The following is a 12687-nucleotide window of genomic DNA, read 5'->3' as shown; positions in this document are numbered from 1 at the left end:
GGTCAGCGGGTTTGTCCGGCGCGTTTGGCCGCCAAGCGGGCCTGGCGCAAAAGGAAATCCGCGTGGGGGTTGGACGGATCGATGGTGAGGTAGGTGGTGGCCACGTCGACGGCGTCTTTGAACCGTCGCTCGTGGTACGCCCGGTAACCCTCCCGCAGAGCGGCCGTCGGCTTGGCGGTGGACACCGGTTGCAGGTTCAGGAAACCGGAATACAGGAGCACCGCTCCAAAAGTGAAGAAAATCACGCCGCGCGCGCGCCGGAAATTCAGGAGATGGGCGTCGTTGAAAAAGAAATGGCGACCGACGGCGTGGAGTCGCAACACCACGGCGGGACGGTAAAGGTAACCCAGGCCCAAAAAAGCCAGGGCAAGTCCCCCTATGATTTTAACGATTGCTTCCATAACACCACCTCCCGAATGCGGGCCCGGGCGGATTCGAACCGCCGACCCCCTGCTTAGAAGGCAGGTGCTCTATCCAACTGAGCTACGGGCCCTGAAATCCAAACCCCTTCGCCCTTGCTCTATCTGGTTTCCGGCCTAACGGCCGCTCCCACGCGGCATTTCCGCTAACGCGGTCAGCCTCCAACCATTTCCTCGGCCCCTCGCCTCGGTCACAACTGAGCCACGGGCCCTGAACGCAGATTTTAGCCAAAATCGAAGGGTTGAGGATGTCTTTCGGGGGAACCTGCAAAAAACCCCCCGACGAGATCCACAGCGACGGGCGGGGTTTTGCCCAACGACGGCCCACAGACCGCCGCGGCGATCAATAAAGTTCGGCGCCCCCCTGGTGGCAGGCGGCGCAATTTCCGTCGGTTTCCATACCCCCAATGTCGACCGGGTGACGGAACGTCAGTCCTTTGACCGAAACCATGCCGGATTTGGGTTCGTTGCCCTGGGCCATGATCATGTGGCAGGAGGAGCAATCCTTGGTGATGGTTTTCCCCTCCGACGTGGCCAGGGACGAGCCGTGACAACGGAAACACCCGACGGACAAAGAGTGGCCGATGTTTTCGGGGTATTTGCGCCAGGTGACCTTCATTTCGGGGAAAAAGTTGTTGCGGTATATTTCACCCACGGCCGCGACGGCCTTTTCGATATCCGCGGCCCGGTCCTTCGCGAGAGCCGGGAAATTCTCCGCGTAGAACTTCCGCAGCCCCGTCGCGATGGCTTCCTGTGCGACGCGCCGGTCGACGTATTCCTGGTCGAGGGCCTTGACGGCCTCCCGCTTGATGAAAGGCAGGTCGGTCGCGATCAACCCTTGGGCCATGGCCCGGTTGACTTCTACGGCCGGCGGTCGGTAGTTGTGGCTGGGGCGGTTGTGGCAGTCAATGCAGTCCATGGTCCGGACCTCGGCCCCGGCCCGCTCGGCGTCCGTCAACGGATTTTCGGTCGCCCGGTATTCGTGAATTTTCCCATCCGACCCCGTCACGCGCACCCAGGCGATGTCCTGCCGGGCGTGGTCGCGGGCAATGTATTCCACTTTGTTTTCGATCATCATGTGCCAATGAATGCCGTGCCCCCCGCCGGGTCCCCGCGTGCCGCCAACGTCCACCAAAAGGGTGATCGGGTACGGGGTGTTCTCTTCGTCCGCCAGAAAATGCGGGTTGACGTGTTTTCTTTCGCCGAAAAACTTTTCCGGCCAATGGCATTGCAAGCAGGTCTCCCGCGCCGGGCGAAGATTTTTGATGGGCGTCTCAATGGGCCGGCTGTATTTGTTAAAAGCTGTCGAATAAACTTGATAGGCCCCGGACATTTTTGATTTCACAAACCAACCCGCGCCGGGGCCGATGTGGCAGGCCACGCACCCCACCCGCGCGTGGGCGGACCGCAGATAGGCCGTGTGTTCGGGTTCCATCACCTTGTGGCAAAGTGTGCCGCAAAACTTCGTCGATTCGGAAATGTGGTAAGCCTGATAGGTCCCCAGGCTCGAAGCGACCAGAAAGATCGCCGTGCCCGTGACGAAAACGAAAGCGGCGCGGCGGTGTTTGGGATCGCGCAGGTCCAAGTTGAGCACGGGCGGCAGGCTGGCCCCGCGCCCCTGAGCCCGGCGGCGGCGCTCCCAAAAACCGCCCAGGGCGATCATGACGAGCCCCAGGACCAGGAAACCCGGCAGAATCATGTAGGTCAGTATGCCGAGGTACATCGTGCCGGGATGGACGAAGGCGTCCACCAGAACCAACAGCGCGATGATCACGAAGGTGGCGACCGCGAGGAACGCCCCACCGACCGAAATCCAATTGTAAAAGTGGTCAGGAAACCGTTTTTCCGCCATGGACCTCTCCCAATTTTTCTTCCACCGGGAACACCGGCAGAAATTTCACCGCCAGACCGAAAAGGACGACGACCAACGTGAACAACGAAATGGAAACGGCCAATTCCATCCAATGGGGCGTGTAGCCGGGGCCCGTGTAAGGCACCATGGACAGCCAACTGACCGTCAAACGGTTGAGCACCACCCCCGCCAGGGCCGGAAGGCAGGACAACACCAAACGGCGCGGACGTTCCCGAACGGAGTGCCGCGACAACAGAACCGCCGGCAGGAACACCCCGGCTCCCACTTCCAAAAAGAAGACCGCGCCGAGCCAGGCGGGATCCAACAACCGGCCCCAGGCGCCCCGGGCGGACACGTCCACCACCCGGACAACACCGTACAAAAACAAAATCCACGAGGCCGCGCGCGCCAAATCGGCCAGCAACCAGCGGTCCAGCGTTTTCCCAAAAAGGCGCGCGGAATAAAACGACGCCACCACCGTCACGCAAAGCCCCACGGCCACAGACGAAATCAAAAAGAAAACGGGCAGGAGGGTGGAATACCAAAGCGGATGGATTTTTTGAGGGACGATCAGGAACATCGACCCCATGGACGATTGGTGCAGCGTGGACAGGATCACCCCGACAATCACGATGGGAATGGCCGCCCGGTGCAGAAATTCCACCGCCTTTGTGAGGCCCAGCCTCTCCAACACGGCGGGGCTGAATTCGACAGCGAGGACCGTCAAATATAGCGTGACGCACCAGGCCACTTCAAACATGATGGAATGGTGCTGCCACATGGCGAGGGGGTGCCAGAGGTTGTAGGGGCGCCCCACCTCGATGAACAACGTCATGGCCACGAAACTGTAGCCCAGGAAGGCCAACAGCACCACCGGTCGCAGGATGGGCTCGAACCGTCGAATGTGGAAAATATGGACGGTGGCCGCCATCACGAAACCGCCGCCGGACAACGCCACCCCCGCCTGCAAAAAGCCCACCCAGACCCCCCAGGGGTATGTGTCCGACATGTTCGTCATGGCCCCCATGCCCCCCGAGAAACGCAGGACCATCACCCCGGCGGTCACGACCCATAGCGCCGCGAGGGCCCCCAAGGCGCCGCGCCCCGCCCAGCCGGGGGTGCGATGGAGCCCCGCGGTCACGGTCCACCAAGCCAACACCCCGGTGACGACCGCCAAAAAAAGCCACCCCATCACGACTTGTCCTCCGGCGTCCCGTGGGGATTCTTGCGCGAGAGGCTGAACGCCAGAACGCCGAACAGGGAGGCCAGCACGGCCACGATGCCCGGAATCCAACTGACGACGTCCCAGGTTAAGGTGGGCAAGGGCCGCTTCGGCAAATGTTGCTTGAAACCCAGTTTTTCAAAAGGCACGTCGGAAATGTACATCCAGGACGTGCCGCCCACCTCCTCTTCTCCGTAAACGTGGTCGACATAGACGTCCGGACGGGACCGCAGCCGGGACTTTGCTTCGAACAAAAGATCGTCACGACGGCCGAACTTCAGGGCCCCGGTGGGGCAGGCCTCGACGCACCCCGGCGGCAAACCCTTGAAGAGCCGTTGTTGGGCGCAAAACTGGCATTTGCCGATGACGGGAGTCAGGCCGTTGTTCCATTCGAACCGGGGGACTTCAAAGGGGCAGGCGATCATGCAATAGCGACAGCCGATGCATCGGCTTTCCCGGTAAATCACCGGGCCCTGGTCGGTTTGGTCCAGGGCGGCCACGGGGCAGACGGAAACGCAGGCCGGCTCGAGACAGTGCATGCATTGCCGTTTCACCTGTCGGGTCGGGGCGTCGCCGCCGCCCTCCCGATTGACCACCGTCCATTGGAGGAACGAGGGTTCGAGCCGCGTGGACAAATGCTCCATGTCCATCAATTCCTGGGGCGCGTTCAAATCGTTGGCCCGTTGACAACCGCGCATGCAGGCCCGGCAACCGATGCAACGGGTGATGTCCACCAACACCGCGGCGGCGCCGGCTTTCGACGGGGCCCCCGACGCCCGCGCCAGGGAGCGCGGCAACACCGTGGCCGCCAAAGCCCCCAGGGCCCCCTTGAACAGACCGCGCCGCGTGACGCCGTCGCTCATTTTTTCGGCCGCGCCCGAAGAGCCACCCACCCGGCCAACCAGCCGAGGGCCAGCCCCGCCAAAAGACCCAGGAGAGCGACCAACCACGCGCTGTTCCGCGCCCGATCAAGGCGCCATTCCAATTCCTTCACTTTCTCGTTCAAATCAAACACGCTGGTGACGCCCGCCACGGCCATGTGCTTTTGGGTTTCGCTCACCCGCTCGCGCAACTCCGACAGCTGTGCGCTTTTGTGGACCGTCTCTTCGTGGCATCGGGAACAGACCTGCGCTCCGACGGAGAGGTTGTGGCCCGGGGCCCCGGTGCCCATGATGGCATCGGGACCTTGGGCGGAGGCCGGAAAGTGGCAGGTGTTGCATTGGAGACCCGCCCGGTGATGGGTGGCGTGGGCGAAATCTTTTAGCTTGGTGGCGTGACAGGAGCCGCACAACGCGTCGCCACCGCCCGCCCGCAGGCCCTGGCCGTGCGCTTTATGACAGTCGAAACAACGGATGTTCTTCTGCGCGTGCTTGCTCAGTTTCCATTCCGTGTGGGAGGATTTGTGGCAGGACCGGCACATGTCCGATGCAACGGGGATGGGCATTTTGTCCCCGGGGTGCGCCTCCGCCATGGCCCCGTGGCAGGATTCGCAGGTCACGCCCTCGTGGGCGAATTTTTTCCCCGCGGTCCACCCGGTGGTGTGGCACTTGAGGCATTCGGGCTTGGAACCGTTCTCTTTCCAGGATTTCTGAAAGGTCTCCGACGTGTAGGCGCGGGCGTGGATCGACGGTTTCCAATCCTGGAATTCCTGGGGGTGGCACTCGGCGCAGGTCGAGGGTCCCGCGAACTGGGCCCGCGCCGCAACCGCCCCGCCCAGCGCCAGCAACGCCCAATAATTATTTCTTCCCATGGGGATTCTCCGTCCTGTTCTTTGATCGTCGCAAACGCCCGGTCAACCACGCCCAATTCAAGGGGTAGATCGACGGATCGAACACCGTCCAATAGGCGTGCCAAACCAAAATGGACAGGCAAGCCAAAATCGCCTCGAAATAGTGGACCATCGTGGCCAATTCCGGCACCCAGAGCGGCAGATGTTTCAACGTCCAGTCGTTAAACACCAGCAGGGCGCCCGTCGCGACCATGACCAGGGATCCCCAAAGAAGGGCCCAGTATTCGGCCCGCTCGATGTAGCTGGGGTAACGCAGCGACGGCCGTGCCTTGCGCAAACCGAGGTTGAATAAGACCAGATGAATGGGCTCGATCAAATCCCGCAGGCGCGGCAGCATGTTGACCCGCAACAGGAACCGCCCCCGACGTGTGCCCAGCATATAGACCGCGTGCCAAACACCGGTGAGGGTGAAGACCAAAGCCGTCCACCGGTGAAGGGCCTTTCGGGCGGGTTCACCGCCGAACCACTGGAACGACCTTGCCCACCAGGCCTCGGGGAACTCGAGAGCAAACCCACTGTAGGCCAGGACCGTGAACGTCAACGCGAGGACGCCGTGTTGCCAACGCTCGGACCGATTCAAACGGAGGGCGGTCAATTCCCGCCCGTGGAGCGGCGGCGGGCCGTCGAGGGCTTTGCGGACGTAATCCAAAAGGTTGTGGATCAACATGCCGCCGATGGTCAGGGGAATGATGATGAGGTAAAACCACCGGAAGAACAGGATCCACAGATTCGGCCGGTCTTTGGCGCTGGCGTGGATGCGCCCCGACATCAGCTTGGTTTGGGCCCCTTCGTGGCACCGGCCGCAGGTGTTCGACAAATTGTTGGGGTGGATGGCGGAGCGGGTGTCGGTGTGGGGCAGGACGTCGTGCCAGCCATGGCAGGAGGCGCAGTTGGCCACCCGCATGTCCCCCCGTTTGGAGGCAAGGCCGTGGTAGGTGTCCATGAAGCTCTTTAAGCGGCCGGCGGGCAACCCGAACTTCGCCGCCAGGCGCTCCGACTCGTGGCAACCCGAACAGGTTTTGGTCACCGCCCCGCGGAAAACCATCGACGCCGGGTCGGTGGCCGACCGGATCGTGTGCTCCCCGTGGCAGTCGGTGCACACCGGGGACTCTTTGATGCCGTGGGCGCTGGCGCTGCCGTGAATGCTTTCTTTGTAGACCGCGAGGACGTTCTGGTGACAGCCGCCGCAAGTCGCGGCGATGTGGGTCCGATTCACCCGGCTGGCGGGATTGGCCGAACCGTGGAGATCGTGTGTGCCATGGCAGTCGGAACAAACGGCGGCGTTTATTTTCCCCGCGGCGAAGGCCAGGCCGTGGACCGTGTGGTCGTAGGAGTCGACGGGTCGGCGCTCGGTCAGCCGCTGGTTGGCCGGGGCGTCGGTCTTTCCGTGGCAGGCGGCGCAGGTGTCATGGATGTTTTTGCGGTTGACGGGCGAGGCCGGGTTCCGTGAGTTCAACAAGGTGTGGCTGTGGCCGTGGCAATCCTTGCAGGAGGCGGCTTCCGCTTTGCCCCGGGCCACGGCCCGGCCGTGGTCGGATTGAAGATAAATCTGGGTTTCCAAACGGTGGCATTTGGCGCAGGAGACGGGGGCCAGTTTTTCCGGGTGGGGGATCTCGGCGGCGTCGGTGTGGCAAGACACGCATAGGTTTCCCCCGTGGATCGACTTCGCGTAGGCGGCCATGTCCACCACCGGCGCGCCCATGTCGGACGACCCGTGACAGGCGAGGCAGGTTTCGTTGTCGTCGGCCCGCAGGGCGGGGGTGCAAATGACAGCCCCCGCCACCGCCGCCCCGACCCACGGGAGGGTCCACAGGGAACGGCGGCGCGGGGGGGGCATCGTGAAGGACCGGCGTCTATTGTCGCGTCGTGACGGGCGCTTCCACGGCGGGAGCTTCCGCGGCGGGGGCAGCCAGTGACCGCATGTACGTGATCAGGGGGGCCACTTCGGCGTCGGCGATTTTGCCTTTGTAGGCGGGCATGGCGGTTCCCACCCCGTCGATTGTCGCCTTGATCAATTCCTCGTCGGTCTTCTTCAGGGTGGCCTCGTCGTTCACGGCAAAAAGGCCGATGTCCATTTTCTTGGCCTTGGCCATGACCGGGTTGCCTTCGCCCTTCTTCCCGTGGCACATGGCGCATTTCGTGCCGTACAGTTTGGCGGCGTCCTCGGCGAAGGCCGACCCGGCCGCCCCCATTAACCCCAACACCAAAACAACGCGGACAATATTTTTCATTTTCGATCTCCTCGGGTTATTTCTTCGGGGCCAAACCACGGATGTACGCCACCAGGGCTTTGGCGTCCTCGTCCTTGATCTTTCCTTTGAACGCCGGCATCGGCTTGGCGCCGCTGGGGCCCGGCTTGCCCTCGCCCTCCAAGGTTATTTTCACAAGGGCGTCGTCGGTCTTGGCCAGGCTGGCCTCGTCCAACAAGTTCAGGGCGTCGGCCCCGAATTTCTTGGACATGCCCGGGTTGCCCTTGCCCTCTTTGCCGTGGCACATGGCGCATTTGGTGCCGTACAGTTTCGCCGCGTCCTCGGCGAAGGCCGCGCCGGCGCCCGCCAACAAGCCCAAAACCACGAACCCCGCTAGTGCCTTTTTCATTGATTTCCTCCTCGAAGAATAAATTTCAAAAAGCGTCGCAGGCGCTCTGGGCGGTGTAGCCCTCGGGAACGTACACGCAATGGGGCTCCTCCGCCTGTTCGTCGCCGTGGGCGTAATAGGCCCGGGCGCGGCACCCGCCGCAGACAAATTTAAACGAGCACGCGCCGCATTTTCCCTCGAGTTTCGAGGGGTCCCGCAGTCCCTCGAACACCGGGGACGTCTCCCAAACGGTCTTGAACGGGGTCTCCCGGATGTTCCCCACGTTGATCGGCAGGTACCCGCAGGGGAACACATCGCCCTTGTGGGAAATAAAGCACACACCCTGTCCGGCCAGACACCCCTTCGTCGACTGGTGAAGCGCTTGGGTGGGGAGACCGGCGGGAGCGCCCTTGGCCTCCTGGCGGTGATGGCTGGGGGGCAGTCCACCGATTTCCTTGGAGCGTTGCCGGACGATGCGGAAATAATGGGGCGCGCAGGTGGCTTTCAATTCCATTTTACGCTCGATGTCCCGTTCGTAGAACCAATTGAGCCACTTTTCGTAATCGGCCGAGGGCAACATGTCGGACTCCGCGATTTGAACCCCGCAACCCACCGGCACCAGCATGAAGAGGTGCAAAGCGTCGGCGCCCCGGGCGAGGCACATCTCGTACAAGCGCGGCAACTCGTGGGCGTTGTAGCGGGTGACGGTCATATTGATCTGGAGGGACACCCCCTCGCGCTTCAAGTGGTCGAACCCCGCAAGGGACTTTTCGAAGGCCCCGGGGCCGCGGAAGCGGTTGTGGGTCTCGGGCGTAGCCCCGTCGAGTGAAATGCTCACCCGCGCGACCCCCGCCTCTTTGATCGCTTTGGCTTTTTCGGCCGTCACAAGGGTCCCGTTCGTCGCCAGCGCCACCCGCAGGCCGTTGTCCCGGGCGTGGGCCGCCAATTCCAGGATGTCGGGCCGGAAAAGGGGTTCCCCGCCGGACAACACCAAAATGGGTTTGTAATTGGCGGCGATGTCGGAAATCATCTCCTTCGCGGCGGCGGTGGACAGGTCGGTCTCGGACACTTCGTCCAGAACATCCAGCCGCCGGCAGTGGACGCAACGGAGGTTGCATCCCGCGGTGGTTTCCCAAAAAATCAACCGCGGCGGCAGGGGGGTCCCGGCCGGGCGTTGGACAGCGTGTGGATGCGTGTTCGCGTTGGTCATATCTGAACTATATTAATATAACTAAGGGAAATCCCCCACCATGATTTGCGTCATGTTTCCTTCTGCCCCCCCCATTATAGGCCCCAAACGCATCCCATGTGTCACAAAATTGCAAAATTTCGCCAAAATAACGTTTCCCTCGATTAAGTTAAAATAGGGGCATGACGGTTTTCACCGACATCGAATCCATCACCTGGGGCGAAACGGCCGGCAGCACGTCCCTAATCCTTTCTCCCCGGGCGACCCTTGGCTTTGACAAGGCCGGACGCCCCACCGGCCTTTACGAAAACGGATTTTACACCGCCCGCGGACTGGACGGGCGTTGCCTGGAAAAAAAATGGATTTGGGACCCGGGCCGTCCGGACGCCCGGCGGCACATTCGCGCCCTGGACGCGGGCGAACGGGAAAACCTCCGGGCGCGACTCAAAACCCTGCTCGAGAAAGCCCAAGCGTCCCTGCGCTCCGGCACGCCCGTTCGCCGCTACGACCGCGGCCGGGAAATTCCCGCCGACCCGGCCCAAATGGCTCAAAAGATCGACGCCTTGACGGCTTTTTTGAACGGGGAATGGGAGGCGGACCCCCGCCGCTTCGCCGAAGTCTGGAACCCCATCGGCATCCTTCCCCCCGACCAATACCTGTCCCTGGTGATCCAGGTGGTCGAAGGGTGCGCCTGGAATCAATGCACGTTCTGCGACTTTTACGCCGCCCGCCCCTTTCGCGTCCGCGCGCGGGAGGAGATCGACCGCCACACGGACGCCGCCGTCCGCTACTTCGGCGACGGATTGGAGGGGCGATGCGCCATTTTCCTGGGCGACGCCAACGCGCTCCAGGCTCCCCCCACGCTGTTGATCCCTCTGGCGGAAAGTCTCGCCCGACGGTTCCCCCGCCTGGCCCAACCCCAAACGGATGGCGTCGGGGGGCTCTACGCCTTCGCCGAAACCGCCCGCACCTCCGCCTGGGCCACGGAGGAACTTCGGGCCCTGGCCGCGGCGGGCTTCCGCCGGGCCTATCTGGGCATCGAAACCGGGGACGACGCCCTGCGCCGGCTTTTGCGAAAACCCGGTTCGGCGACCGACGCCCTGCGCGCCATGGAAAAAATCAAATCGGCGGGCATCGCGTTGGGCCTCATCGTTCTTTTGGGTGCCGGGGGACGGGATCACGCCCAAGCCCACGCCCGCGCCACCGCCGACCTGCTGATCCGCGCTCCGTTGGGCCCCGGGGATTTCGTCTATTTTTCCCCCCTGGTGGAGGCCGCCGCCCCGGCCTTCCCGACGATGTCCGAAGAGGAAAAGGCCGAACAGCGGCGATGGATTGAAGGGCGCGTCCCCCCCCGCGGGGAACGGCGCGCCCTTTACGACATCCGCGAATTCCTTTACTGATTTCATATAATTGAGTCATCCCGGCAATCCAAAGGATCTTCCATGGATGTTTTCTTTCATTTTTTGCACGTCGTTTCCTTCACGGTGTGGGTCGGCGGGCAATTGTTCCTGGGCCTGGTGTTGGGCCCCACGATTCGACAATTCCTCGGGCCCCGCGAGCGCATGCCTCTCTCGATGGCCATCGCCCTGCGTTTTAAGCGTGTGGGCCACGGGGCCCTGGGCGTGCTGGTCCTGACGGGGCTTTGGCGCGTGCGTTACCTTTTTCATACCGGCCTGGGTTCCTTTGTTGACACCACCTACGGACGGGTTTTCCTGCTTAAAATGGCCCTGTTTGTGGCGATGGTCGCCCTGGGTGTTGTGCACGACAAGGTGCACGGCCCGGCGCTTGTCGCCCTGGCCGAGCGCCCCGACAGCCCCGAATACCGCGCCGCCGCCCGCCGGATGATGGTCTGGGCGCGCTTCAACCTTCTTGTGGCGCTCGCCGTGGTGTTTTGCGGCGTGGCGCTTCGCCACCTCTCGTTCTGACCGACCACCCCCTTATCCGAATCAAAGGAGTCGCGCCATGGATTTTCTTTCCCCCTTGATCAACCCCGACGCCGTTCCCCACGCGGTGTTCGTCATCGCCCTGGTGGCGGGCCTGGGGCTCGCCCTGGGTCATCTCAAAGTTCGCGGCGTCAGCCTCGGCATCGCGGGGGTCCTGTTCGTTGGCCTCGCCTTCGGCCATTTCGGAATCACCCTGAATGATCACGTGCTCGAATTCGTCCGGGAGTTTGGGCTGATCCTGTTCGTTTACGCCATCGGGATCCAGGTGGGGCCCGGCTTTTTCGCTTCGTTCCGCAAGGAGGGACTGCCGCTCAACCTCATGGCCGGGACGGTCGTGTTGCTGGGCGTGTGCATCGCGGTCTTGGCGCATTTTTGGGGCGGCCTCGATCTGCCCGCCGCGGTGGGCGTCCTGACGGGCGCGACCACGAACACCCCCAGCCTCGGCGCCGCCCAACAGGCCCTGCGGGATGTGGTCGGTCCCGACTCCGACCTTCTGAAGTTGCCCGGCCTGGGCTACGCCGTCGCGTACCCCTTCGGGGTGATCGGCATCATTCTGACCATGCTGACCCTGCGCGGCGTCTTCAAAATTCAAATCGACAAAGAGCTCGACGCCTTTTTGCGGGAAAAGCGCAAGGACGCGCCCGTGCTCCACACCGTGCACCTGGAGGTCACCAACCCCAATTTGGCGGGCATCCCCATCGGCCGCATGCCCGGATCGCCGGAAAAATCCGTCGTCATTTCCCGCCTCCTGCACGACGGCAAGATCGTGGTCGCCCAACCCCACATGACCCTCGCCGTGGGGGACGTCTTGCTGGCCGTGGGCCCAAGGGAGAAACTGGAGGAATTGCGGATCATCGTCGGCCGGGAATCGGACCTGAACCTCAAGACCATGGACACCTCCATCACCTCCAAGCGCGTGATCGTGACGAAGAAATCCGTCCTGGGAATGACCGTTGGGGAACTCGCGTTTCCCGAACGGCTCGGCGTTCAAATCACGCGCCTTTCCCGGATGGAAATGGAATTCGCGGGGCACCCGGACCTGAGGCTCAAGTTCGGCGACGCGGTTCTGCTCGTGGGCGCTCCCGAAGCCATTCAATTGGCCACGAAGGAGTTGGGCAACTCGGCCAAACAAATGAACGACCCCCACATCGTGCCCCTCCTGGTCGGCATCGCGCTGGGGGTGTTTGTGGGCATCCTGCCGCTAAAAATTCCCGGGTTGCCGGCCCCCGTCCGTCTGGGGTTGGCGGGCGGCCCGTTGGTGGTTTCGATTTTGCTGGCGCGGGTGGGCCAATGGGGGTCCCTCGTCTGGCACATGCCGATCTCCGCCAACTTCATGGTCCGCGAACTGGGTATTTCCCTCTTTTTGGCCTGCGTGGGGTTGAAGTCCGGCGGTCAATTCGTCGAGACCGTGATGTCGGGAGACGGGCTTTCGTGGATATTTTGGGGCGCGGCGATCACCGCGGTGCCGATTTTGGTCGTGGGATTTATCGCGCGGGGAATCTATAAAATGAATTTCACCGCGCTCTGCGGACTTCTGGCCGGCGCGATGACGGACCCGCCCGCCCTGGCCTTCGCCAACACCACCATGGGGTCCGAGGCGCCCGCCCTTTCCTACGCGAGCGTGTACCCTTTGACCATGCTGTTGCGGGTGCTCTCCACCCAAACAATTATCTTGTTATTGATGCGCTGACCAAAA

General features: G+C 62.7%; 12 protein-coding genes and 1 tRNA gene. 3 read left to right on the top strand and 10 right to left on the bottom strand.

The features are described 5' to 3' along the window. Positions 1 to 2: 2 nt before the first annotated feature. The 10 genes from IPI56_04825 to IPI56_04780 all read right to left on the bottom strand — a co-directional run bounded on the left by IPI56_04825 (position 3) and on the right by IPI56_04780 (position 9069). Positions 3 to 401: a hypothetical protein gene (locus IPI56_04825; protein ID MBK7545060.1), complete on the bottom strand. Its 399-nt coding sequence runs from the start codon at positions 399 to 401 to the stop codon at positions 3 to 5. Between the two features lie 18 nt (positions 402 to 419). Beyond that, a tRNA-Arg gene (locus IPI56_04820) sits at positions 420 to 493 on the bottom strand. A gap of 269 nt (positions 494 to 762) precedes the next feature. Next, on the bottom strand, positions 763 to 2271 hold the full coding sequence (locus tag IPI56_04815; GenBank protein ID MBK7545059.1) for a NapC/NirT family cytochrome c: 1509 nt from the start codon (positions 2269 to 2271) through the stop codon (positions 763 to 765). After that, complete coding sequence (gene hybB / locus IPI56_04810) at positions 2249 to 3463, bottom strand: Ni/Fe-hydrogenase cytochrome b subunit (GenBank protein ID MBK7545058.1); 1215 nt, start codon at positions 3461 to 3463, stop codon at positions 2249 to 2251. Before hybB ends, IPI56_04815 begins: the two co-directional genes overlap by 23 nt. Further along, entirely contained in the window at positions 3463 to 4356 is an 894-nt protein-coding gene (locus IPI56_04805; protein MBK7545057.1) for a 4Fe-4S dicluster domain-containing protein, read from the bottom strand. Before IPI56_04805 ends, hybB begins: the two co-directional genes overlap by 1 nt. Beyond that, positions 4353 to 5243, bottom strand: coding sequence for a hypothetical protein (locus IPI56_04800; protein MBK7545056.1), 891 nt, complete (start codon positions 5241 to 5243; stop codon positions 4353 to 4355). Before IPI56_04800 ends, IPI56_04805 begins: the two co-directional genes overlap by 4 nt. Beyond that, complete coding sequence (locus IPI56_04795) at positions 5230 to 7119, bottom strand: cytochrome b/b6 domain-containing protein (protein MBK7545055.1); 1890 nt, start codon at positions 7117 to 7119, stop codon at positions 5230 to 5232. Before IPI56_04795 ends, IPI56_04800 begins: the two co-directional genes overlap by 14 nt. Before the next feature lie 16 nt (positions 7120 to 7135). Further along, a complete protein-coding gene (locus IPI56_04790) occupies positions 7136 to 7513 on the bottom strand; it encodes a c-type cytochrome (protein MBK7545054.1) in 378 nt (125 codons plus the stop codon). Positions 7514 to 7529: 16 nt separating this feature from the next. Further along, on the bottom strand, positions 7530 to 7880 hold the full coding sequence (locus IPI56_04785; GenBank protein ID MBK7545053.1) for a cytochrome c: 351 nt from the start codon (positions 7878 to 7880) through the stop codon (positions 7530 to 7532). A 25-nt stretch (positions 7881 to 7905) separates the two neighbouring features. After that, positions 7906 to 9069, bottom strand: coding sequence for a radical SAM protein (locus IPI56_04780; GenBank protein MBK7545052.1), 1164 nt, complete (start codon positions 9067 to 9069; stop codon positions 7906 to 7908). A gap of 161 nt (positions 9070 to 9230) precedes the next feature. On the opposite strand from IPI56_04780, the gene IPI56_04775 reads away from it, so the two are divergent. From IPI56_04775 to IPI56_04765, 3 genes are read left to right on the top strand one after another with little or no spacing between them, the layout of a single operon-like run. Continuing rightward, positions 9231 to 10448: a radical SAM protein gene (locus IPI56_04775; protein MBK7545051.1), complete on the top strand. Its 1218-nt coding sequence runs from the start codon at positions 9231 to 9233 to the stop codon at positions 10446 to 10448. A gap of 42 nt (positions 10449 to 10490) precedes the next feature. Then, on the top strand, positions 10491 to 10973 hold the full coding sequence (locus IPI56_04770; protein ID MBK7545050.1) for a CopD family protein: 483 nt from the start codon (positions 10491 to 10493) through the stop codon (positions 10971 to 10973). A 37-nt stretch (positions 10974 to 11010) separates the two neighbouring features. Next, positions 11011 to 12681, top strand: a complete 1671-nt coding sequence (locus tag IPI56_04765; protein ID MBK7545049.1) for a putative transporter — start codon at positions 11011 to 11013, stop codon at positions 12679 to 12681. Positions 12682 to 12687: the final 6 nt, after the last annotated feature.

This window comes from Elusimicrobiota bacterium (assembly GCA_016706425.1).
In the GTDB taxonomy this organism is placed as follows: Bacteria; Elusimicrobiota; Elusimicrobia; order FEN-1173; family FEN-1173; genus JADJJR01.
Note: the sequence above shows the minus strand (reverse complement) of the source record. Positions and strands in the feature narration are given on the sequence as shown.